Source organism: Paraglaciecola marina, assembly GCF_004360155.1.
Lineage (GTDB): Bacteria > Pseudomonadota > Gammaproteobacteria > Enterobacterales > Alteromonadaceae > Paraglaciecola > Paraglaciecola marina.
The window spans coordinates 357,607-380,490 of the sequence record NZ_SAIS01000001.1 but is presented as its reverse complement, the minus strand read 5'-3'; the positions used below and the strand labels follow the sequence as shown (position 1 = coordinate 380,490).

The 22,884-nt window shown below is 38.2% G+C and carries 21 protein-coding genes; 15 read left to right on the top strand and 6 right to left on the bottom strand.

Annotated features, from left to right (window positions below):
* The first annotated feature begins 12 nt into the window (after window positions 1-12).
* The 7 genes from EOK74_RS07785 to EOK74_RS07755 all read left to right on the top strand — a co-directional run bounded on the left by EOK74_RS07785 (window position 13) and on the right by EOK74_RS07755 (window position 7,411).
* Complete coding sequence (locus EOK74_RS07785; protein ID WP_133469419.1) at window positions 13-966, top strand: DUF58 domain-containing protein; 954 nt, start codon at window positions 13-15, stop codon at window positions 964-966.
* On the top strand, window positions 963-1,460 hold the full coding sequence (locus EOK74_RS07780; RefSeq protein ID WP_133469418.1) for a DUF4381 domain-containing protein: 498 nt from the start codon (window positions 963-965) through the stop codon (window positions 1,458-1,460). The genes EOK74_RS07785 and EOK74_RS07780 overlap by 4 nt, the downstream gene beginning before the upstream one ends.
* Window positions 1,453-2,451: a vWA domain-containing protein gene (locus EOK74_RS07775; RefSeq protein ID WP_133469417.1), complete on the top strand. Its 999-nt coding sequence runs from the start codon at window positions 1,453-1,455 to the stop codon at window positions 2,449-2,451. Before EOK74_RS07780 ends, EOK74_RS07775 begins: the two co-directional genes overlap by 8 nt.
* The gene (locus tag EOK74_RS07770; RefSeq protein WP_133469416.1) at window positions 2,448-4,349 is read left to right on the top strand and encodes a vWA domain-containing protein; all 1,902 of its coding nucleotides are present in this window, start codon (window positions 2,448-2,450) and stop codon (window positions 4,347-4,349) included. Before EOK74_RS07775 ends, EOK74_RS07770 begins: the two co-directional genes overlap by 4 nt.
* Before the next feature lie 2 nt (window positions 4,350-4,351).
* Window positions 4,352-6,079 (top strand): BatD family protein, encoded by a 1,728-nt coding sequence (locus EOK74_RS07765; RefSeq protein ID WP_133469415.1) that lies wholly within the window; start codon window positions 4,352-4,354, stop codon window positions 6,077-6,079.
* A gap of 74 nt (window positions 6,080-6,153) precedes the next feature.
* On the top strand, window positions 6,154-6,711 hold the full coding sequence (locus tag EOK74_RS07760) for a sigma-70 family RNA polymerase sigma factor (RefSeq protein WP_133469414.1): 558 nt from the start codon (window positions 6,154-6,156) through the stop codon (window positions 6,709-6,711).
* Window positions 6,704-7,411 carry a DUF3379 family protein gene (locus tag EOK74_RS07755; protein ID WP_133469413.1) on the top strand — a complete coding sequence of 236 codons (708 nt, stop codon included), beginning with the start codon at window positions 6,704-6,706 and terminating at the stop codon, window positions 7,409-7,411. The genes EOK74_RS07760 and EOK74_RS07755 overlap by 8 nt, the downstream gene beginning before the upstream one ends.
* 121 nt (window positions 7,412-7,532) lie before the next feature.
* Here EOK74_RS07755 and EOK74_RS07750 read toward each other — a convergent pair whose 3' ends face one another.
* Window positions 7,533-7,964, bottom strand: coding sequence for a GNAT family N-acetyltransferase (locus EOK74_RS07750; protein WP_133469412.1), 432 nt, complete (start codon window positions 7,962-7,964; stop codon window positions 7,533-7,535).
* 104 nt (window positions 7,965-8,068) lie between these two features.
* Between EOK74_RS07750 and putP the strand changes: the two genes are divergently transcribed.
* The 8 genes from putP (at window position 8,069) to EOK74_RS07710 (ending at window position 16,963) form a co-directional block, all read left to right on the top strand.
* Window positions 8,069-9,580 carry a sodium/proline symporter PutP gene (gene putP, locus EOK74_RS07745; RefSeq protein WP_133469411.1) on the top strand — a complete coding sequence of 504 codons (1,512 nt, stop codon included), beginning with the start codon at window positions 8,069-8,071 and terminating at the stop codon, window positions 9,578-9,580.
* A gap of 57 nt (window positions 9,581-9,637) precedes the next feature.
* Window positions 9,638-10,861, top strand: a complete 1,224-nt coding sequence (locus EOK74_RS07740; RefSeq protein WP_133469410.1) for an EAL and HDOD domain-containing protein — start codon at window positions 9,638-9,640, stop codon at window positions 10,859-10,861.
* A gap of 132 nt (window positions 10,862-10,993) precedes the next feature.
* Window positions 10,994-11,908: a sulfate adenylyltransferase subunit CysD gene (gene cysD / locus EOK74_RS07735; protein ID WP_133469409.1), complete on the top strand. Its 915-nt coding sequence runs from the start codon at window positions 10,994-10,996 to the stop codon at window positions 11,906-11,908.
* Window positions 11,908-12,504 carry an adenylyl-sulfate kinase gene (gene cysC / locus EOK74_RS07730; protein ID WP_133469408.1) on the top strand — a complete coding sequence of 199 codons (597 nt, stop codon included), beginning with the start codon at window positions 11,908-11,910 and terminating at the stop codon, window positions 12,502-12,504. Before cysD ends, cysC begins: the two co-directional genes overlap by 1 nt.
* Entirely contained in the window at window positions 12,504-13,292 is a 789-nt protein-coding gene (cysQ, locus tag EOK74_RS07725; protein WP_133469407.1) for a 3'(2'),5'-bisphosphate nucleotidase CysQ, read from the top strand. The genes cysC and cysQ overlap by 1 nt, the downstream gene beginning before the upstream one ends.
* A 2-nt stretch (window positions 13,293-13,294) precedes the next feature.
* Complete coding sequence (gene cysN, locus EOK74_RS07720; RefSeq protein ID WP_133469406.1) at window positions 13,295-14,701, top strand: sulfate adenylyltransferase subunit CysN; 1,407 nt, start codon at window positions 13,295-13,297, stop codon at window positions 14,699-14,701.
* Window positions 14,702-14,720: 19 nt separating this feature from the next.
* Entirely contained in the window at window positions 14,721-16,451 is a 1,731-nt protein-coding gene (locus tag EOK74_RS07715) for an SLC13 family permease (protein WP_133469405.1), read from the top strand.
* 89 nt (window positions 16,452-16,540) lie between these two features.
* A complete protein-coding gene (locus EOK74_RS07710; protein ID WP_133469404.1) occupies window positions 16,541-16,963 on the top strand; it encodes a BLUF domain-containing protein in 423 nt (140 codons plus the stop codon).
* 11 nt (window positions 16,964-16,974) lie between these two features.
* Here EOK74_RS07710 and rluF read toward each other — a convergent pair whose 3' ends face one another.
* From rluF to EOK74_RS07685, 5 genes are all read right to left on the bottom strand, one after another.
* Window positions 16,975-17,709 carry a 23S rRNA pseudouridine(2604) synthase RluF gene (gene rluF, locus EOK74_RS07705; protein ID WP_133469403.1) on the bottom strand — a complete coding sequence of 245 codons (735 nt, stop codon included), beginning with the start codon at window positions 17,707-17,709 and terminating at the stop codon, window positions 16,975-16,977.
* Window positions 17,709-20,483: a DUF349 domain-containing protein gene (locus tag EOK74_RS07700; RefSeq protein WP_239024045.1), complete on the bottom strand. Its 2,775-nt coding sequence runs from the start codon at window positions 20,481-20,483 to the stop codon at window positions 17,709-17,711. The genes rluF and EOK74_RS07700 overlap by 1 nt, the downstream gene beginning before the upstream one ends.
* A 22-nt stretch (window positions 20,484-20,505) precedes the next feature.
* Complete coding sequence (locus EOK74_RS07695; protein WP_133469401.1) at window positions 20,506-20,799, bottom strand: YeaC family protein; 294 nt, start codon at window positions 20,797-20,799, stop codon at window positions 20,506-20,508.
* A 1-nt stretch (window position 20,800) separates the two neighbouring features.
* Window positions 20,801-21,127, bottom strand: a complete 327-nt coding sequence (locus tag EOK74_RS07690; protein ID WP_133469400.1) for a zinc ribbon domain-containing protein — start codon at window positions 21,125-21,127, stop codon at window positions 20,801-20,803.
* 68 nt (window positions 21,128-21,195) lie between these two features.
* Window positions 21,196-22,866, bottom strand: coding sequence for an alanine/glycine:cation symporter family protein (locus EOK74_RS07685; protein WP_133469399.1), 1,671 nt, complete (start codon window positions 22,864-22,866; stop codon window positions 21,196-21,198).
* Between the last annotated feature and the right edge of the window lie 18 nt (window positions 22,867-22,884).

Here is a 22,884-nt window from a genome sequence, read left to right as displayed (position 1 = left end):
GAAGGAAGCGCTATGCAAAACAATTCTAAATGGTTAGCACAGGTTCACAGTGATGGCGTAAATCTTGGTATTAAAGAGCTTTTACACTATCAAAGTAAAACCAGTTTATTGAACCTTACTCCTCGCAAAGCTGTTCAGGCTAAGTTATCTGGCGGCTATATTGCCAAAACCAAAGGCCGAGGCATGGAATTTGATGAAGCTCGCCATTATCAGCCAGGTGATGATATTCGGGCTATTGACTGGCGGGTAACCGCTCGTACCGGAAAAACCCATACTAAGCTATATCGAGAGGAAAAAGAACGTCCGGTTTTTGTTCTCACCGATATGTCTAGCAATATGCAGTTTGGAACCCAGTTACTTTTTAAATCCATTCAAGCAGCACATTTAAGTGCTTTGATAGCTTGGTCAGCAAGAAAACGCGGAGACCGCATTGGTGGTTTAGTTTTCAACCAGTATCAACATTTGGAATGCAAACCATTTACGCGGCAAAAAGCAGTGTTATCCTTATTAAATAGCATGATAAAAATACAGAAAACTACGGAAGACACTGGCGATACACAAGTTACATTAGCCGATGCATTAGCCAGATTACGGCGCTTGGCTCACCCGGGAAGCCTAATTTTTATTATTAGTGATTTTAGCCAACTAAATGAGTTAGCTAAACAGCATATTTCTCAGTTGAGTAAACATAATGAAGTGATCGCTTATCCTTTAAGTGACCCATTTGAACATCAATTACCCAATATAAAAGTTAGCCAGCGCGTTACCCTAAGTGATGGAACTAACCGACAACAAATAAATTTAGGAGAAAAGAGTACTGAGCAGGCCTATATCAATCAGCATCAGGCACACTTTGAAAAAATTGAACAGACTTTGAAACAATGCAAAGCAAAGGTTCTGCCCATTGATGCCGGTTTACCCTTAGAAGTCCAGCTGGATCGATTTTCTGGGAGAAAGAAAAAATGAATCCGTTGGATAATTTAAAAGATATACATGCCCCTTCAGCAATCGATGTGTGGCCGCCTGCATACGGATGGTGGATACTCGCTATGTTGATACTGGTAGCTATCGTATTGACGTCGATATGGGCGATTAAATCTTACAATGTAAGAGCGGCAAAACGCCAAGCCTTGCAAGAACTAGCCTTGATAGACCGCCAAGATAAAGATGGTTTAGCAAAACTAAACCAGCTACTTAAACGAGCAGCAATCCGCTATTTTACGAGTATAAATGTGCATCAAATGTATGGCGAAGATTGGATAAAGTTTTTAAGTACCAGCATTAATAAAAAACAAAACAAAGAATTTGTAAAAAACATAACAGGGTTACAGCAATCTTTATATCAACAAGCCTCTACTGATAATTTTGATAGTTATAAAAAGCATACCTCAGATTGGTTACGTACTGCATTGCCACCGAAAAAGTCTGTAATAAAGCAACTGGAGCAAGAACATGCTTGAGTTTGAATGGTTATGGGCTTTTTATTTATTACCGCTTCCGCTACTTGCACTTTTATTGCCAAATAAAAAACAAGGCCAAGAAGCTGCACTAAAAGTGCCACAGTTAACCGCAGGAATTGAAGCCCAAACTCATACCAAAGGGGTTAAAAAGTGGCGTTTACTTTTTGCAAGTCTAGCTTGGATAGCTTTGATAACAGCGGCAGCTAAACCACTTTGGCTAGGTGAGCCAATCAGTATTCCTGCAGAAGGCCGAGACTTGATGATTGCCGTAGATTTATCGGGTAGCATGAAGATTGACGATATGGAAGTTAATGGTAGGCAAGTCGACAGATTAAAAATGATTAAGTTTGTGTTAGGGGACTTTATTGAGCGTCGTGTGGGCGATAGACTCGGATTAATTCTGTTTGCAGACACAGCTTACTTACAAGCCCCCCTTACCTATGACAGAGAAACAGTTGAACAATTACTCGATGAGTCCCTTATTGGACTAGTAGGTGAGCAAACTGCTATTGGAGACGCAATTGGTTTAGCAATAAAACGCTTTGAAACCAAAAAAGAATCTAACAAAGTATTAGTTTTACTAACTGATGGTCAAAATACCGCCGGGAATATTACCCCAGAGCAAGCCAACGAGTTGGCGATAAATAACGGAGTCACGATTTACACCATAGGTGTTGGTGCAGACAAAATGTTAGTGCAGAGTTTTTTTGGCAAACGCCAAGTCAACCCTTCTCAAGATTTAGACGAAGATATGCTAACAGACATAGCTACATCAACAGGAGGGCGTTACTTTAGAGCCAGAGATGCAGAATCTCTGCGACAAATATACGCCACCTTAGATAAGCTAGAGCCTATAGCTCGAGAAACTCGCCAGATGCGCCCGCTGCAAGCATTATTCTATTACCCTCTAGGTATAGCACTTTTATTGACTTTATTAATGGCGTTATTTCCTTTAGCTAAACAATATATATTCCCGAGGGCTAAACAATGACAGACTACCTAACCCTCTTAAATGATTTTCATTTTATCAGGCCTTATTGGCTATTGGCTATCATACCGCTAATTATCGTGGTGGGTCTGTTACGCCACCTTCATAGGCAACAATCTGGTTGGCAAAGTGTTTTAGCAAGCCATTTATATCAACATTTGATAACGACAGATGGCGTTAAAAAATCCCGCCCTCCTCTTTTTTTGCTAGGGTTTTGCTGGGTAATTACTGCTTTGGCATTAGCTGGCCCCACTTGGGAAAGGCTGCCTCAGCCTGTTTATCAACTCAACACAGGTAAGGTTGTGCTAATTGATATGTCTTTGTCTATGCGAGCCACAGACATTACTCCAAATAGATTAACCAGAGCAAAATACAAAGCGATTGATTTAGTAAATACCATTACTGAAGGTGAAACTGGCTTAGTTGCCTACGCGGGTGATGCATTCACAATTAGCCCACTAAGCAGTGACGCCCAAAACCTAACGACGCTTATTCCAAGTTTAACGCCAGAAATTATGCCCGTTGCTGGAAGTGAGCCAGTATTGGGTATCGAAGCCGCTATTGAATTGCTAAACAGTGCAGGATATCAACAGGGTGAAATTTTTTGGATCACCGATGGAGTATCAAATCAACAAATGAAAGAGGTAAGCGAAGTCTTCAACAGTTCGTCATTTAGGTTATCCATACTAGCTGTTGGTACAGAAGAAGGAGCACCAATAAAACTTGTTGATGGAGAATTACTAAAAGACAACCGCGGGGCCATTGTCATTCCTAAGCTTACTACTGCCAATTTAAAATCATTAGCAAGGAGTGCTGGGGGCAGATATGTGTCAATGAAAAGTAACGACAACGATATTGATTATTTGATGGAGCAAGATGTAATTGACCGCAGCTCTTCAAAAGAAGATCAAGAGCAACAAGATAACTTTGGTGATAAATGGCAAGAAATGGGTCCATACTTATTATTACTATTATTACCTTTTGCAGCTTACAGCTTTAGAAGAGGTCTTATCAGTGTGGCTCTACTGACCTGCTTACTACCTGCATATAGCCCAAGTGCCCAAGCCAACTGGTGGCAAGACATGTGGCAGACGCAGGATCAACAAGCTTTAAAAGCCTTTAACCAAAATAGCTTTGAAGAAGCGGCAAGTACTTTTGAAGATCCATTATGGCGTGGTACATCCCAGTATAAGAGTCAAGACTATCAAGGTGCATTAGAGTCTTTTTCAGAAGTATCGCCGACAGATAAGGCATATCCAGAGGCTATGTATAACGCTGGCAACGCATTAGCACAATTAGGTGAGCTGGACCAAGCAATTGCCGCTTACGATAAGGTATTAGCATCGCAACCCGATCATGAAGATGCGGCGGCAAATAAAGCCTTAATTGAGAAGTTAAAAGAACAGCAGGAGCAGCAACAACAAGATCAGCAAGAGCAGTCAGATGATCAGTCCGAGCAGCAAGATGGCGATAACACTGATGATCAACAGCAATCTGACCAGCAAGACTCCGAAAACCAAGAAAGTCAAAATTCAGATCAACAACAAGAGCAAAATGCGGATCAACAAGAGTCAGATCAAAGTGAACAACAAAACTCTGAACAATCTGAAAGTGATTCAGAGCCATCACAAGATGCTGAAGATTCAGAGCAACAAGATCAAAATGCTCAACAGCAGGAAGATAAAGAAGAGCAAAAGCAAACCGAAGAACAGCAAGCAAAAATGGCAGAGGTAAATGAAGAAGAGCTAACAGACGAGCAAAGAGAGCAAATGCAACGTATGCAAAGCTTATTAAATAAGATACCAGACGACCCAGCATTTTTATTAAAACGTAAAATGTTGATTGAGTCACAGCAAAGAAAAAGAGAACGGTTACCGGCTAACATACAGAGGAATTGGTAGTAGTGATAAAGTCAAAAATCATCCAAATTATAATCGGCTTGTGTTTATATACTTTTTGCCAGTTGAGCTTTGCACAAAGTATTGAAGTCAAGGCTTCTGTAGATAAAAACCCAGTCATGGTTGATGAGTCTTTCATTTTAAGTGTGGTTGCTAATGGCGATATAGATACCAATGCTTTTGATTCTTCATTTTTAATGAAGGACTTTGTTGTTGGCCGCACCTCCGTCAGCTCTCAAACTAAGATGATTAACTTCAAAACCACCAAAAACACTACTTGGTCAACAGTTTTGATACCGAGAAAACAAGGCCGTTTTACTATTCCTTCTTTCGATTTGAACGGTAATAAAACCGAATCTTTTGATGTAGTTGTCATACCAGAATCGACCTCTAAAACAACAAATGGAAGAGACCTGTTTATTACTACTGAAGTCGACCTTGATAAAGCCTATTTGCAACAACAAATTCAATATACGGTTAAATTGCATCTTGGTAGGGATTTACAAAGAGGCACTTTATCTAGCCCTACTTTAGAAAATGCTGACATACGTCAAATAGGTAAAGATAAAGAATATAATGAAATAGTAGAAAACAGAAGGTATCGTATTATCGAGCGAGCTTTCGCTATTATCCCCCAAAAAAGTGGTACTTTTACTATTAACGGCCCTCTATTTGAAGGTGAGTTAATTGACAACAGTCAACAAAATTTTGGATTTTTTAACCGTAGTAAAATTGTCAACAGAGTAGGTCCAGAGCAAACTATAGAAATACAGCCTATCCCGAATGGCTATTCAGAAAACTGGCTCCCCAGCGAATATGTGCAAATAAACGACGAATGGCAAAACGCCAAGAATGAATTTATCGCAGGTGAGCCCGTAACTCGAACCATAACCTTAACTGCCATTGGTGTGGTTGAAGAGCAATTACCTGAGATAGCAAGTAACTACCCAAGCTCAGTAAAAACCTATCCAGATAAGGCAGAAACGGCCACCCTAGAAAAAGACAATACTTTAATTGCACAACGCAAAGAAAGTATCGCATTGATTCCAAATGAAGTAGGAGAATTACTGCTCCCTGAAGTTAAAGTTCCTTGGTTTAATATAGTGACCGAAAAAACCGAATATGCAATTTTACCTGCAAAGACAATTCAGGTTAAGCCAGCCATTTTACAACCAGCATCAAATACGGTAACGACTCCAGAAGTTGCTGGACCTCAGAAAGCTGCGCCCACCCAATCCGCACTGGTGGTAGACACTCCAGCTCAAATACACACAAGTTATTGGCAATGGTTATGTTTAGGGTTAGCTATTTTATGGGGAGTAACTGTATTTGCTTGGTGGTATCATTCTAAAATCCTGTCTCGAGACTCTATCTCTAGCTCCCCCTCACAATCGGCCCCCAGAACTAATGAGAGTGAACAATCTAGCTGGCGAGCATTAGAAAAAGCCTTAGATAAAAATGATGCTTTAGCCACCCAACAATACTTAGAGAAATGGCTAAGGAATATCACAAAAGATAGAAGTGCTTCTTTATCACTTTGCGTTGCTAAGTTAAACGATCCTGTACTCGAACACCTAGTTAATGAGCTATTAGCTTCAAGATATTCTCAAAATCGAACAAATTGGAGCGCTAACGACTTGCATAGAGTTTTACGTAAACTTCGTAAAGACCAAAAAGGTATGAAGCAAGCGCAATCGAATACGGATTTAACGCCTTTATATCCAAATACTTAAGTTGATGTTTACAGATTTGCTAGAATGAAAATTCATTGGGGTGCTTATCCCTCAAAACAAAGGCGAAAAAATTAATGTTTTCTCGAAAGGAAAATAAACAAGCCTCGGTCTCTAATGACATGGCAAATAAACAAAAACGCTATGAAGTGCTCGTACTGGCATTACATACCGATATTTACCGTTATGCGTATTGGCTTGTAAAAGACAAAGCAGTTGCGGAAGACATAGTACAGGAAACCTTTCTTCGAGCTTGGAAGTCTTTAGATTCACTAAAAGACGAAAAAGCAGCGAAGTCGTGGTTAATTACAATATTACGTAGAGAAAATGCTAGGCGCTTTGAACGTAAACAATTTGATTTAGTTGATATTGATGATGTTTCTGTCATTGACGATCAACTAACTAACGAAGTGGTTATTGAACATAAAGAGTTACGAGAAATCATGGCATCACTTAGTGATGAATATAGAGAACCTTTAATGCTACAAATAATGTTTGGTTATAGCGGTGATGAAATAGCTAAACAACTTGAGCTTAATAAAAACACTGTTATGACACGGTTATTTAGAGCGCGTAATCAGGTAAAAGAAGCACTAGAAAAAAGTAATATAGATATGGGGCGTAAAAATGGATGATTTAGAATTTCGTCGCACTCTTTATGGAGACCCTAATAGTCAAGATATTGAGCTAAAAGAGGCAATGTTAGCTGATCCTAAAAAACAGGAGTTTTGCAAAGAGCTCAAGCAACTCGATCAAAAAATGGCACAAGTTTTTGAAGTTGATGTACCTGCTGACTTAGTGCATAAACTGCTGCTAAAGCAAACTATGGACACTCATGCTAAATCTAAAAAGCGCAGTATTTTTCAGTTTGCCATGGTGGCATCTATCGCATTTGTTATGGGCATTAGTTTTACACTTTGGCAGTCGTCAAATCTAATTAACATTTCTGAGAATGCTATTGCCCATGTAAGAGCAGAAGGTGATTATGCTTTGGGTGCACATGAAAATATTACCTTGGAACAAGTGAACGCAAAATTAGCCAGTTTTGGTGGTCAATTAACAGAAAGTGTAGACCAAATTTATTATGCAAATTTCTGTGACTTTGATGAAGTGAGAAGCCTACACATGGTAATGCAAGTGGGCGGTGAAAAAGTCACTGTTTTTGTTGTTCCCAATGAAAGTCATTTTGATAGTCACAGTGTATCTAAAGACCAGAATTACTCGGGTGAGGCAATGGAGTTTAACCGCGCAAGTGTCATTGTTGTTAGTGATAGCGGGTCTGATGTTACTAAAACAAAGCAAACTCTTAGTAAAAAGTTTAAGTTTTCAGCTTAAAGCTGAACGAGTAGCACAGAGCTACTTCAACTTACTAGTTGGGCAACCTCATTGTTTATGAGGTTGCCCGATTTTCTGTGTCAGTGACTCTGATTGCGTCAATCGATTACTAGTAAACTAGCTATTTTAAAATCATAGTCATGTGTTCTATGCCACCATCATCATAAGCCTCTCCTACTTCCTGAAAACCAAGCAAGTGATAAAATCTAAGTGCGTTGGTTTGTGCTGAAAGGCTGACTTTTGCATCGTTCGATATTCGTTTTATATCTTTCAAGATAGCGTTTAAAATAGATTTTCCGACGCCTGTTCCTCTAGCTTCTCTTTTCAGAACAACCCTTTCAATTTTAAAATGCCCCTCTTCGGTCTCTCGATACCTTGCATATCCCTTCAGTTCATCATCTTGATTTGTATCTAGGTAATGTATTGAAATTTGATCTAAACCGTCTAAATCTGCATAAATGCTATTTTGTTCAATAATGAAAACATCTTGTCGTAATTTACAAATGGCATACAAATCATCGATGTCAAGTTCTTTAAAGGTCTTTCTTTTCATATAAACTCTTGATGTGGCTAGAATATCTATCATTCAGTTGTTAGCATAAATAAATATCATAATGATAAGCTCAACAAGAGCAATTTATAATTCAGGAATAGCTAATGGAACCCCTCACGTTTGTATCTCTAGGTCTATATTTTGTTGTCATGCTAGGGATAGGTTTGTATTCGTTTAAGCAGTCTAGCACTGATGTTGAGGGCTATATGTTAGGTGGTAGAAACTTGAGTCCTAAGGTTACCGCTTTATCTGCAGGTGCGTCTGATATGAGTGGGTGGATGCTAATGGGGTTACCAGGGGCTATGTATGTTTCAGGTTTATCTAGTGCTTGGATTGCTGTCGGCTTAGTTATCGGCGCATATCTAAACTATTTATGGGTAGCTCCAAGATTAAGGGTGTATACAGAATACGCTAAAAATGCAATTACCATCCCTGATTACTTTGAAAACCGCTTTAATGATACCAGCCGGACCTTGCGACTCATTTCATCTATCGTTATTGTGATATTTTTTACCTTGTATACATCCTCTGGAGTGGTAGCCGGTGGAAAATTATTTGAAAGCTCATTTGGTTTAGATTATGAACTCGGTTTATATATCACAGCAGGCGTAGTCGTGGCTTATACCATGTTAGGTGGCTTTACAGCAGTAAGCATTACTGATTTCGTGCAAGGTTGCATCATGTTTGTTTCGTTAGTTTTAGTCCCAGTTGTGGTCTTAACTGAACTAGGTGGAATTGGTGAAACTATAAACCAACTAGAATCCCTACCAGCAAATTACCTGGCTATATTTCAAGACGCATCTAACGGACAAGCTGTTAGTGTAATTGGGATAATTTCATTGTTATCTTGGGGCTTAGGCTATTTTGGACAACCCCATATAATTGTGCGTTTTATGGCAATTCGCTCAGTTAAAGACGTAAAAATAGCCCGTAGAATTGGTATTAGCTGGATGATAGTGTCAATAATCGGAGCATTAGCTACAGGCTTAATGGGATTAGCTTATGTCACAGCAAATAATGGGGCTCTAGCTGACCCTGAAACAGTGTTTATTTATTTATCACAATTGTTGTTTAATCCATTAATTGGGGGATTTTTGTTAGGTGCAATATTAGCAGCCATAATGAGCACTATATCTTCACAGTTATTAGTGACATCGAGCTCATTAACAGGGGATTTTTACCAAACATTCTTTAGACGCAGTGCTAGTCAAAAAGAGTTAATAATAGCGGGGAGAGTTTCAGTAGCTTTAGTTGCAATGATTTCAATATACTTGGCTCATGATAGAGATAGCAGTATTTTGACCTTAGTGAGTAACGCTTGGGCTGGATTTGGAGCTGCTTTTGGCCCCGTAATTTTAATTAGTCTGTTTTGGAAAAACATGACTCGATTATCCGCAATTTTAGGTATGCTACTTGGTGCCATAACGGTATTACTTTGGATTTATTTACCCGTCACAGTTTATGGGCAAAGTCTAAGTAGTTGGATGTATGAAATAATTCCTGGTTTTATAGTCTGTAGTGCAACAATTGTTTTAGTTAGCTTATTAGAGAAACAAACCGATACAGAATTACTAGCGACATTTGATGAAGTAGAAAAAGCGTTGCAACAAGCTTAGTATGTGTATCAGCTTAATAGTTCAAGCCATAAGTCATTGGTAATAGAGGAATAATTGGTGAATTTTTATGTTGCACGTCAACCAATATTAACCCAGTCTAAAGACTTGTATGCATATGAATTGTTGTTTAGGGATAGTTTAGATAATGTTTTTCCCAATATTAATGATAACGAAGCTACTGCGAAACTTATTGAGGGGTTGGAGTTCAATTTAGGACTGAATAACCTAACAGAAGGTTCACTGGCCTTTATTAATTTTACCCACGAGTCATTGATAAAACGTTACCCTTTATTACTACCAAAAGAGCTTATTGTTGTTGAGATTTTAGAAACAGCTAAACCCGGTAAGAAACTGCTCGCAGCTTGTATTGAGTTGAAAGAAAAAGGTTACACCATTGCCTTAGATGATTATGAACATAAGCCAGTATGGTTGTATTTTTTCCCCTATGTAGACATTATAAAAATTGACTACTCTCTAACATCGCCTCTTCAATTTGAGCAAATAGTGAAGATAGTAAAAGACTATCCACAAATTAGACTACTAGCAGAAAAAATAGAAACCTATGAAGAATACCTACACGCAATAGAGATAGGATGCGACTACTTTCAAGGGTATTTTTTTAGCAAACCCGAAATTGTAAAAACAGTGGCGTTTAACCCAACACAATTATCTGTTGTAAATCTAATGTCTGAGTCAAATAAAAGTGACCCAAATATTAGTGTTATTACCTCTATATTCGAAGGTGACGCTAACTTATCTTATAAACTACTTCGCTATGCACAATCTCCAATATTTAAGCGGAGTATTACAATAGAAAGCATCAAACAAGCTGTAGTAGTGCTAGGAATGCAAGAGCTACAAAGGTTTATTTCATTACTATTTAGTGCTCAATTTTCTCAAGAAAAGCCTAAAGAGTTAACAGTGATGGCACTTGTAAGAGCAAGGTTCTGTGAATTGATGGTTATAAAAAGTTTACCTCTAGGCTCTGAATCATCAGCATTTTTAATGGGATTACTGTCTTTGTTAGATGCCATGGTTGATGGAGATTTACAGGAATTAATTGATAAGTTACCCCTATCTAAAGAGCTCAAAGAAGCAATCGTTTATCGTACTGGAACCTATGCAAATTTTTTAAAGCTATGTGAATTATATGAAAAAGCTGAATGGCAAAGTATCAAAAAATTTTGCTCAGAAGTAGAAATTGATTACGATGCATCTGCTGTAATGTTCCAAGAATCTATAAAGTGGTCTTCAGAAAGAATGGACGCCCTACACTCTTGATAAATCGAAAGTTTAAAAAGGCACAAAACACTATTATTTTTAATAATAAATACAATTTTACTTTTTTTTTTGTTATGGTTCTAACTATAGAAGTAATTAATATAAACCCTCAAACTTTAGCGTGAGAAATCTATGTCAACCTCGATACCTACTGTGACACATTTAAAACAACTTGAAGCGGAAAGTATTCATATATTCCGTGAAGTAGCAGCTGAATTTGATAATCCAGTGATGCTATATTCTGTCGGAAAGGACTCATCAGTACTATTGCATTTAGCGAGAAAAGCGTTTGCTCCTGGTAAAATCCCCTTTCCATTATTACACGTAGACACAACCTGGAAGTTCCAAGAAATGATTGCCTTTCGTGATGAAATGGCTGAAAAACATGACTTGAACTTATTAGTACATATCAACCCAGATGGCCTAAAAATGAATGTGGGACCATTTTCTCATGGTAGTGCTAAGCATACTGATATCATGAAAACTGCAGGCCTTAAGCAAGCTTTAGATCATTACAAGTTTGATGCTGCCTTTGGTGGTGCAAGAAGGGATGAAGAAAAATCACGAGCTAAAGAGCGAGTATATTCATTTCGTGATGATAACCATAGATGGGATCCTAAAAACCAACGCCCTGAATTATGGAACGTATATAACTCCCAAGTAAATAAAGGCGAAAGTATCCGTGTATTCCCTATGTCTAATTGGACCGAATTAGATATCTGGCAGTATATATACATGGAGAACATTGAAATTCCATCACTTTATTTGGCGAAACCACGCCCTGTTGTAGAAAGAGATGGGGTATTGATAATGGTTGATGATGATCGTATGCCATTAGAAGAAGGCGAGACACCAGAAATGAAATCTGTGCGCTTCAGAACCTTAGGTTGTTACCCTCTTACAGGTGCAGTTGAATCAACTGCAGCAACTTTACCAGAAGTTATTCAAGAAATGCTTTTAACAAAAACATCTGAAAGACAAGGTCGGGTTATTGATCATGATTCATCTGGCTCAATGGAGAAGAAAAAGATGGAAGGGTATTTCTAATGGAAACCAACATTGTTTGGCATCAGCATGATGTTGACAAGGCGCGGCGGGCGACGGCAAAAGGCCAAAAGCCTTGTGTTTTATGGCTAACTGGATTAAGTGGTTCAGGTAAATCTACCATAGCCAACTTATTAGAGAAAAAATTAGCAGAACATAACAAACATACCTATTTGCTAGATGGAGACAATGTTCGTCATGGTTTATGTGGCGATCTAACTTTTAGTGATAAAGACAGGGTTGAAAATGTTCGTCGTGTGGGTGAAGTCGCAAAGTTATTTGTTGATGCAGGTATCATAGTATTAACCGCATTTATTTCACCTTTTAAAAGTGAACGTGAATTTTGTCGTAATTTACTTGAAGAACATGAATTTATAGAAGTATTTATCGATACTCCTATTGAGGAATGCGAAAAACGAGATCCTAAAGGGCTATATCAAAAAGCTAGACAAGGTGAAATTAAAGATTTTACAGGAATTGACTCCCCTTATGAAGCGCCAGAGTCACCTGAAATAGCCTTGACCTACACTGGCCAAAGCGCTGCAGAATCTGCAGAGCAACTTTTTGATTTACTTACAGAAAAAGGAATTATTGACTGATGTTAGATGAAAAGCTTATTCAAAATATAATTGAGATCACCCACAAAGCAGGTGATAAAATTATGGAAATATATGAAAGAGATTTTGCCATTTACGAAAAGTCAGATGAAAGCCCATTAACGGAGGCTGACCTTGCTGCCCACAATTGCATTGTGGATGGTTTAACATCCGTTTCTGAGTTCCCTATTTTATCTGAAGAGTCTGCAAATATACCTTGGGATGAACGCAAACAATGGTCTAGTTATTGGCTAGTTGATCCTTTAGATGGCACTAAAGAATTTATCAAGAAAAATGGTGAGTTCACCGTTAATATAGCTCTGATAAAAGATGGCGTTCCTGTTTTTGGTGTTGTATTTGCACCCGTGCTAGAACAGACCTATGTGGGAGTTGGAGGTAAAGGTGCCTATAAAATCACTGCAGGTGTACAAGTTCCAATTACTCCTACTGTTAGAGCCACCGGTGAAACTTGGAAAATAGTGGGAAGTCGTTCTCATCAAAGTCCAGAGATCAAAGCATTGCTTGACTCTTTAGATGGTGAGACTGAGCTAGTTGCGATGGGGAGCTCATTGAAGCTTTGCTTAGTTGCTGAAGGTGCTGCGCATTTATATCCTCGCTTAGGCCCAACTTCCGAGTGGGACACTGGTGCTGCACAAGCTGTGGTTGAAGCTGCAGGTGGTAAAGTCACAATTATTGAAGACTCAGCAGATGCCTTAAAAGCTGATGCAGCCCCTCTTAAGTACAATCAAAAAGATTCCGTTTTAAACCCTTATTTCTTAGTGAGTTGCTAATTATGAATAGCGAAAATACTTTATTACAATCAGATATCTTGGGATATCTTGAACAACACGAAAAGAAAGACATGCTGCGCTTTTTAACTTGCGGTAGTGTTGATGATGGCAAAAGCACCTTAATTGGTCGTTTACTACACGACTCGAAAATGATCTTTGAAGATCAGTTAGCAGCTATTACCAAAGACAGTAAAAAAGTTGGTACAACAGGCGAAAAGGTTGATTTAGCGCTTTTAGTAGATGGACTACAATCTGAACGAGAACAAGGCATTACCATAGATGTTGCCTATCGTTATTTCTCTACAGATAAACGTAAATTTATCATTGCAGATACCCCAGGGCATGAACAATACACACGAAACATGGTAACAGGCGCTTCAACCTGTGATGTTGCTATAATTTTGATTGATGCTCGTGGTGGTGTAAAAACCCAAACCCGTCGTCACTCGTTTTTAGCTTCTTTACTTGGGATCAAGCATGTCATAGTTGCAATCAATAAGATGGATCTAAAAGACTATAGTGAAACTGTATATGAAGAAATCAAAAGAGATTACTTAATTTTTTCTGAAGAGTTAGATATACCTGACATTCAGTTTATTCCTTTATCTGCATTAGATGGCGATAACGTAGTAAACCCAAGTGAAAATACACCTTGGTATAAGGGTGAAACCTTGATGACCATGCTGGAAAATATTGAAATTAATGACGACATTAATGCAGATGACTTCCGTTTCCCAGTGCAATACGTGAACCGTCCAAATTTAAACTTCCGAGGGTTTGCAGGTACCGTTGTATCAGGTCAAATAAAACCGGGTGATGAAATAACCGCTCTTCCTTCTGGTAAAACCTCAAAAGTTAAAGCACTTGTTAATTTTGAAGGTGAACAAGAAGTCGCTTATGCACCACTTACAACCACGATTACACTTGAAGATGAAATAGACATTTCACGTGGCGACATGATTGTAAAAAGCGATAATTTGCCATTACATAGTAATACCTACCGTACCAATTTAGTATGGATGGACGAAGAGCCTATGATGCCTAATAAGCAATATGGCTTTAAGTTCGCCACTAAATTCGTACCAGGTAGTGTGACTAATGTTGAATATCAAATTGACGTCAACTCTATGGAACATAAGGATACCGTTAGGCTTGCTTTAAACGAAATTGCAGTGGGAACAATAAAGCTTACACAACCTGTTGCTTGTGACCCATATACCCGCAATCGAGCCACCGGCGCATTTATCATAATTGATAGACTAACCAATGGTACTGTAGGCGCAGGTATGATTATAGATGCGGCAGAAGAGGCTAATGAAAGTCAATTTTCCGAGTTTGAATTAGAATTTAATCAGCTGGTCAGAAAGCACTTTCCGCACTGGAACTCTACTGACATCAGTAAACTCTAAACAAGCAAGATAAGACAATATGGATATTAACCAGTATCTGGTATTAGCTATTTTTGCCGGTACTATATTGGCGCTCGTTACCACTAACGCGCGCCCATCCCTTATCTTTGCGGCATCGTTATTGGCTCTTATTGCTAGTCAGCAACTAGTAATAAGAGATGTAATTCATAATCTTACTAACCAAGGTTTAATTACTTTAATACTGCTGTTGCTAGTAAGTTCAGCTGTAGATAAAACCTCCCTCATAAAGCGACTTGGCCGAACATTAGTAACAGCAAGTTTCAACGGCAGTTTTTGGCGATTGTTTGGCTTAACTTTCACTTCATCAGCACTACTTAATAATACTGCGATTGTGGCTAGTTTGATTGGCCCTGTTAAACAAAATCAATATCATCATGCATCACGCCTACTAATCCCCCTATCTTATTCCGCCATTTTAGGAGGAACCGTTACTCTCATAGGAACCTCAACAAACCTAATAGTAGATAGTTTTTTGATAGAGCACGGACACCCCGGTTTTGCATTTTGGGACTTTACTGTATACGGTTTGGTTGCAGGATTGAGTTGTGGTTTATTAATGTTTCTACTAACGCCATTTTTACCAGAAATTAGTAATAAAAACTCCAAGTATAATAGCTACTCTATAGAAGCTGATGTTAATACAGATTCAGAATTAGTAGGAAAAACAGTTGAAGAAAACCATTTAAGAAATTTGCCAGAACTTTTTTTGATTGAAGTCGTACGAAATGGAAAACTCATATCTCCAGTCAATCCCGACTTAGTAATAGATGCAGGTGACAAACTAATATTTTCTGGAAATATACAAAAAGTTGATAACTTAAGTCATATAAAAGGTTTAAAACTTTTTGCTGAATCCGATGGCTTATTGAGAGACAACCTTACCGAAGTCATTATTTCTAATCGAGCTCAAATCATTGGGCAAACCATTAAAGCTCTTGGATTTAGAGCGCTGTTTGATGCAGCAGTAGTGGCAATTAGGCGAGATGGAGAAACACTATCAGGAAAGCTAGGTGAAATTAAGCTACAAGCTGGCGATTTCTTACTGTTGGCAACAGGCCCTGATTTTATGCAAAGACATAATTTAACTAAAAACTTCTTTATTCTGTCTGAAAAAAAGGTCCCAACAAAACTAACAAAGCGTCAAGAATGGATCACCCTAGGCGGGTTCTTAGTTACGGTTGCCCTAGCTGCAACATCTGTTTTAAATTTAGCAACAGGGTTACTATTTTTCATATCAACCTTAGTTGTTAGCCGTGTCACATCAAACAACGAAATAAAGCGCAATATTCCTTTAAACCTAATAGTTGTTATTATAGGTGCACTGAGTCTTGCCACAGCCTTGGAAAAATCGGGTGTCATAGCAATATTAATGGACTTAGTGGGTCCTTGGGCGTTATCAGTCAGCCCTGTGTGGGCTTTAGTGACAGTTTACTTACTAACTCTACTCTTAACTGAATTAGTAACTAATAATGCTGCTGCAGCGCTTATGTTTCCTTTGGCCTATGGATTAGTTGAAACTTTAGGAGTGCCACTAATGCCTTTTGCCTTAGCCGTTGCATTTGCTGCTAGTGCCAGCTTCATTTCTCCCTATGGATATCAAACAAACCTTTTAGTGTTTAGCGCTAGTAATTATAAATTCAAGCACTTTATAAAATTTGGACTACCTATATCAGCCTGTTATTCGACAATTGTTCTTGTATTATTAAGTTATAACTATCAATTGAACTAGTTTAAGATTAGGTTTAGACGCAATTAAATAAATCTACCTTTTTAAAACGTTTAGCTGTCCACTATGAGGATGATTGCTGTGAGACCTTCATGTATCAACTGATATATATTAGCGAGAAATCTCGACACTTTGAACTAGAAGACATTCCCCGCATTTTACACATTGCTAGGATAAACAATGAGTTACTCAATGTATCTGGGCTTTTATTAGACTTGCCTGAACACTTCATTCAAGTTCTCGAGGGTACTCAAAATAATGTAGAGTCAATTTTTACGAAGATTAGTGACGATATTAGGCACTGCAATATTCGTTGCATATACAAGCAGACTGTAATGTTACAAGAGTTTGGCGATTGGTCTATGGGGTTTTCTGGCGAGTTAAACCTAGAGGTTATCCAAGACACCATACATATAGCAAATGAGTTTGTTCGAAAACAAACTTTTACCAACATACAAATAGACAGTTTAAAACTCTTATTAAAAAGCCTTAACCCAACATCTAAGACATATTAAATTTTAACTTTTTAGACAGCCGTTTTAGTCGAGCTTAACACTGCTCTATTTATATCTGCCATTTCTTCTTGAGTTAAATTCCGCCATTGACCGGACTTTAAGCCAGCTAGTCTTACCGACATAATGCGATTACGTTTGAGCTTGGTGACTTCATAACCTAAATATTCACACATACGACGAATTTGACGATTTAACCCTTGGGTTAAAATGATCCGAAACACCATTTTACTTTGCATGGTTACCTTACATGGCTTAGTCACAGTATTTAAAATGGGGACACCTTTAGACATTTTATCGATAAAATTAGCTGTAAGGGGCCGATTCACAGTGACCACATACTCTTTATCATGGGCATTTTCGGCTCTTAGTATTTTATTTACAATATCCCCATCACTGGTCAAAAAGATAAGCCCTTCAGAAGGCTTATCTAACCGCCCAATGGGAAAAATTCTTTCTTTGTGCCCAATAGCATCAATAATATTACCCTTTACATGGCGCTCAGTGGTGCAAGTCACACCTACCGGTTTATGGTAGGCGATGTATATACGGTCTGTTTTATCACTAGCACTGGCACTAATAGGATTACCGTCTACAGTAACTATGTCTCCCTCTGCAACTTTAGTCCCAAGTTCAGGTATTGCACCGTTTATATTCACTCGCCCTTGTTCAATTAACTTATCAGCTTCTCTACGTGAGCAATGTCCCGAATCACTAATAAATTTATTTAATCGAATTAGAGTACTCATTAAGATACAAATACTCTTTCAACTCGCTCAAGTAGCTGTTTATCTGAAGCTCTCAATTCCCCACCTTTAATCCAATCCAGTAATAAAGTATTTAATTCCAGACTATCTCCTGACTGGAGTTTCTGTGCCATCAACTGCATTTGTACTTGTTTACGCTTATTTTGTTCTGATACTGGAGAAGGCTTGTCAGCGATAACTTCCATTTTTAAGGTAATGTCATCACGATCGATTGTGGGTGAATCATTTGAAAACCCAGACTGCCATTGCTTACGCAATTCAGTAACATCAGGTTTATTAGCCCCTTGCTCCCATCTACGTAATGCCTCAAACAACTGAATATATTCTTTAGATTTTTCATTCTTTGATAGTTCAGATACTTTTTGCTTTTGCTTCTCAAATAAACCATTGACCTCATGCTCTAATTCTATGCGGATCCCACTTGGTAGGGATTTAAGTAAATCTTGAACTGCAGGAGTATCTTGTAAAGCTTGCTTTAATTCACCTTTGTTTTTGGCATTATTTAGATTCGATTTAAGCGTATTTATTTTTAGCTTTACTTGTTCAACTTGTTGTTTAACTTCAAGCTTATGCTGTTGATTTAATTCAGCTCTTTTAGCAAATAGGTTATCGTTAGCCTGTCTAAATGCCTGCCATAAATCAGCCTCAGCTTTTCTTCCAGCATGTTCTATGCTTTTCCATCTTAGTTGCAAACTTTTGGCTTCTTCAATGGCTTCTGAAATGGGTTCAAGTTCAATCAACAACTTAGCCTGGTCTAACAATCTTTGTTTTTGCAAAGCGTTATTGTTATAAAACTTATTGATTTTTTGTTTAAGGGGCTCGACTAATGTCTGAAATTTCTCATTGAGTTCACTTCGTAATTTGAAGTCCACTTCTCCACTACTTCTCCACTTTTGTTGCAATAGCTTTAATTGTTTAGCCAGCTCCATAATAGGAATGTCAGTATTAGACAATATTTGAATTTCTTCGAGTAGTTGCTTTTTGAGTAGTAAATTTGATGCTCGTAATTTCTGCTGCTGTTCATAGTGCTCTCTGCATGGGGCAAACGCAGCTTCAATCGCAACATCAAAGGCATTATTGAGAGCTTGGTCTGATTCTGTGCCTGTTTTACCTAAACTATTCCATTGGCTTCGTAACACTTTTATCGCTTTAGACTGAGCTTCAATAGCTAATGGTTTAGCAATTAAACTTTCTACCTCGTCTAATAAAGCGGGTTTACGTGGCGCAGAGATATAATCTTGCCAGTCCTTTAGGTTTTCAATTTGTTGCTGAACGTTAGAAAAAGTCTTTTGTAATTGTGCTTGCTGCTTTTCATTTAGATTATCAAACCAAACTTGTACTTTCTTATATAGTCCCATGGCAGCTTTAAATTTACCTTGATGTACTAAACTATCCACGGTTTTAAGTTTATTTCTACAGCGACTAAGCTCAGCATTAAGCTCTTTTCTATGTTCTGCAACTGCTTTTTTCCATACATTGGTTTGCTTATTCCAACGTTCGTATAGCTCTTGAGGTAGAAAACTAGCGCACTGGCCAATAACGGAACGCCAATTTTGCTTTAAATCATCTAGACGGGCTTGAGCCCCATCAAGATCATTTGGGCTGCTAGGCAATGGTTGAGCTTCTAGTTTCTCTACTAAGTGCTGGGCAGCAAGCACCGCCTCCTGTAAGCCAGAGAAATTAGCCAAGGTATGAACACTTTGATTCACTCTATTGTTGAGCTGCTCAAGGAATTGATGCTGTTTTTTTTCGGTAACAGGAACGTCTCCAATAAGCTGAATGAGCTCATTACCAAATTGCATTAGCTTAAACTTAAAGCCATCCACTTCATCTTTGGCCAATTCAGCTAGTCTAGAATCTAATTGGGTGTGAACTTCACCTAAACAATCTTCTATATTTTGACTAACGGTAACGATTGATTTATTCAGTACCAACTTAGCCTGTTGAGCAATCCAAACTGGCTTTAAAAGCTCAATGTTTCGGTTTACCTTGTTGCTAATGTCTAGATACTTTTGTTGTATTTCAGTACGTCTAACCTCATCTAAATAATTAAAGCTGTCACTTAATTTATGATATTCGAAATCAAGATCCGTCCGCAGCTTTTCTATGTATTCTAAATCTTGATGGTCTTTTAATGTTAATAACCTAGATAGCAACATCTTCATCTGCTGCTCTAGTTCCAAGGGAATTTGCTCAACTTTAAACCATAAAGATAATAATTCTTCAGCTTTGTTTTGCACCGCTACTGGGGGTGACCTTTTGATAAATTTATTAAGTAACTTACGATTGCTAGGAGCATCCTCTAGAGAATCTAAAATAGTAAGCTGTAAAGCCTCGTTAGAGGTAGTAACAAAAACTTTATCTCTAAACAAAGGTTTATCAATTTTTCTGAGTATTTTCATAGATAACTCAGCATCTTTCTGTACCCAAGCTTGAGCAAGTAACTTTTCAAGCAAGCTAATGTCTTTTAATTCCAATATAAATTTACGTCTTTCAACACTCGTTAAAGTAGTATCTGAGTCCGACAATAAAACGCTTTCTACTAACTTTAAAGATTTACGCTTCACTATTTCATCTTTAGCTATTTCAGACATTTTGTACCATAAAACAAAACTATCTAGCTTATATAATGCAGCTAAACTCACTTTTGAATCTGCATCGTTAAATGCTAGTTCATGTAAAACAGATTTTTGTTCCGATGCTTGATTATCGAGAGTTTCAATAGCTTTAATTCTTACTTGTGGGTCTGGGCTCAAATATTTAGCCCGAAATAAATTCTTAAATATCATCCTGTCTAAACCGTGCTATTGTTTGGCCTTTCTCAGCCTTTTGATTAAATTCTTGCTTAAACGACTCGCGACTTTTGTGGACAATCTCACCATCTGCGCCCACAGTCATATGTTGCTCTGACTTCAAGACCTTAGCCTGATACATCATTACCGCCTGCATACTTATTTCTTTTTGCTGCTCAGTCAATGGTGAACCATCTAACCACTTTCCAGTTTCTACACTCTGTAGTAACTTTTGATACACCTGCTCAGACATATTTTGCAATAGCATTGCACTGTCCATATTAATCAGACCTTTTAAGGAAAACTAAACGCACTCTGTTAACTATGTACCAAACAAATCCAATGATTGTTGCACCTATGGCGATAGTATGCTGCAGCTCACCAGGAATAGCCCAGCCCCAGTACATAAATCCAAACCCTGCAACAAACAATAACATAGCCACCATAGACTGAGTTTGAATACGTTGACCTTTTAGGTATTTGTTAAGGTTTTGCTTACGAGCAATATCTTCTGAAGTCGCTTCGCCTAATGTAAAATTACAATGTTGACAACTTTGTGCCTTATCAGAAATTCTTTTACCACAACTAGGGCAATCTATTAATGCCATTTTACACTCCTACTACACTGAAAAGCGCGGCTTATAGCCGCGCCTTTTTAATCGGTTAATTAAAAACTTTATTTATTCTCTTTATTAAATCTTTCCCAATACTCAGCAACGGAATCTTTCATCTCTTTGCGTAGTAAGAAAATTCCAAACAAGTTAGGCAAGGTCATCACAACTATAGCCACTGCTGATAAAGTCCAAACGAGTGTGGTATCTGATACCGCAGCCCAAACAAAACCTGCTACATAAACAACTCTATATGGCATTACTGAGCGAGGGCCCAACAAATAAGTCATCGCTCTATCACCATAATATGACCACGCAATGGCAGTTGAAAAAGCAAACAGCAATAGGCCAATAGATACAATATATTTACCTGACTCACCAAAGAAGCCTTTGGTAAATGCGAGGGCGGTTAAACTAGCTGAGTGAATTAAAGATTCGCCTGTAACAATAATGGAATCTTTTACTAGATTACCGTCAATCACTTGAAGCGTACCAGTGTAATTATCAACAGGTTCACCTATTGAGAAAGTTACGTTTTCAGCAAATGACCTAGCATTAATAATAGTAAAGCCAGCATTTACTGCTTTACCATTTACTACTTGTATATCACCAGTGTAATCAGTAACACCGTGTCCATCTAAGTCGTTAATGTAAGCAAATAAAGTCTCTTTATCTGCGGCATCCGATTCAACGTAAGTGCCAGCAAGAATATGCATATCAGAACGATCGAAGGTGTTCATATGCTTTTCTTTCCATACTCCTGAAGAAAGAATTACTAACCCTGTTATCGTACAAATAATGATGGTGTCAATGAATGGCTCAAGAATGGATACCATACCTTCAGATACGGGTTCATCAGTTTTTGCTGCAGCATGGGCAATTGGCGCAGAACCTTGTCCCGCTTCATTTGAGAACAACCCTCTGTTTACGCCCCGGTTAAAAGCGTAAGCTATAGTGGCTCCCAAAAAACCGCCTGTTGCCGCAGAACCAGTAAATACATCCGAAAAAACAGAGACAAAGGCAGGGCCCACGTTTTCTAGGTTTGCAAAAATTACCGCAAATGCACCAACTACATAAATTAAGGCCATCAAAGGAACAATTTTAGAGGTAACCGCTGCTATACGAGTTATACCACCTAGAATAACTAACGCTAATAAAATACCTAATATGCTCCCTACCATTAATGGGTCGAAACCGAATGTCGACTCAATACTGGTAGCTATACCATTACTTTGGGGTAAGTTTCCTGTACCAAATGAACTGATTACCGTAGCAATTGCAAAAGCAATAGCTAACCATTTCATATTCAGACGTTTATCCATGTAATACATTGGACCACCAGCCATTGAACCGTCTGGAGTTTTATCTCGATATTTGTGAGACAAAGTCACTTCAACAAACTTTGTGGTCATTCCGAAGAATGCAGTTGCCCACATCCAAAATAATGCAGCTGGGCCACCTAAAAATAAAGCAAAAGCCACGCCGCCAATATTACCGGTTCCAACCGTCCCAGATAAGGCGGTAGTTAATGCCCTAAAGTGACTGGTATCCCCAGGGGAATTAGCTTTATCATACTTTCCAGTTACCACTTTCCATGCATGTTTAAAGTATCTAACTTGCGGAAATTTTAGGTAAATAGTAAAAAATAGGCCTGTACCTAACAACACGTATGGAAACCACCAAGCTCCCCCTAACATGCCATCCATAGATTTCAATATATTATGAAATGCTTCCAACGTTTTTCCCCTTTATTA

What these genes read in the sequence shown, in the direction of transcription:
- EOK74_RS07785 (WP_133469419.1), top strand. Translation starts at nt 13, where the DNA reads ATGCAAAACAATTCTAAATGGTTAGCACAGGTTCACAGTGATGGCGTA.
- EOK74_RS07780 (WP_133469418.1), top strand. Translation starts at nt 963, where the DNA reads ATGAATCCGTTGGATAATTTAAAAGATATACATGCCCCTTCAGCAATC.
- EOK74_RS07775 (WP_133469417.1), top strand. Translation starts at nt 1,453, where the DNA reads ATGCTTGAGTTTGAATGGTTATGGGCTTTTTATTTATTACCGCTTCCG.
- EOK74_RS07770 (WP_133469416.1), top strand. Translation starts at nt 2,448, where the DNA reads ATGACAGACTACCTAACCCTCTTAAATGATTTTCATTTTATCAGGCCT.
- EOK74_RS07760 (WP_133469414.1), top strand. Translation starts at nt 6,154, where the DNA reads ATGTTTTCTCGAAAGGAAAATAAACAAGCCTCGGTCTCTAATGACATG.
- EOK74_RS07755 (WP_133469413.1), top strand. Translation starts at nt 6,704, where the DNA reads ATGGATGATTTAGAATTTCGTCGCACTCTTTATGGAGACCCTAATAGT.
- EOK74_RS07750 (WP_133469412.1), bottom strand. Translation starts at nt 7,964, where the DNA reads ATGAAAAGAAAGACCTTTAAAGAACTTGACATCGATGATTTGTATGCC.
- putP (WP_133469411.1), top strand. Translation starts at nt 8,069, where the DNA reads ATGGAACCCCTCACGTTTGTATCTCTAGGTCTATATTTTGTTGTCATG.
- cysD (WP_133469409.1), top strand. Translation starts at nt 10,994, where the DNA reads ATGTCAACCTCGATACCTACTGTGACACATTTAAAACAACTTGAAGCG.
- cysC (WP_133469408.1), top strand. Translation starts at nt 11,908, where the DNA reads ATGGAAACCAACATTGTTTGGCATCAGCATGATGTTGACAAGGCGCGG.
- cysQ (WP_133469407.1), top strand. Translation starts at nt 12,504, where the DNA reads ATGTTAGATGAAAAGCTTATTCAAAATATAATTGAGATCACCCACAAA.
- cysN (WP_133469406.1), top strand. Translation starts at nt 13,295, where the DNA reads ATGAATAGCGAAAATACTTTATTACAATCAGATATCTTGGGATATCTT.
- EOK74_RS07715 (WP_133469405.1), top strand. Translation starts at nt 14,721, where the DNA reads ATGGATATTAACCAGTATCTGGTATTAGCTATTTTTGCCGGTACTATA.
- EOK74_RS07710 (WP_133469404.1), top strand. Translation starts at nt 16,541, where the DNA reads ATGTATCAACTGATATATATTAGCGAGAAATCTCGACACTTTGAACTA.
- rluF (WP_133469403.1), bottom strand. Translation starts at nt 17,709, where the DNA reads ATGAGTACTCTAATTCGATTAAATAAATTTATTAGTGATTCGGGACAT.
- EOK74_RS07695 (WP_133469401.1), bottom strand. Translation starts at nt 20,799, where the DNA reads ATGGACAGTGCAATGCTATTGCAAAATATGTCTGAGCAGGTGTATCAA.
- EOK74_RS07690 (WP_133469400.1), bottom strand. Translation starts at nt 21,127, where the DNA reads ATGGCATTAATAGATTGCCCTAGTTGTGGTAAAAGAATTTCTGATAAG.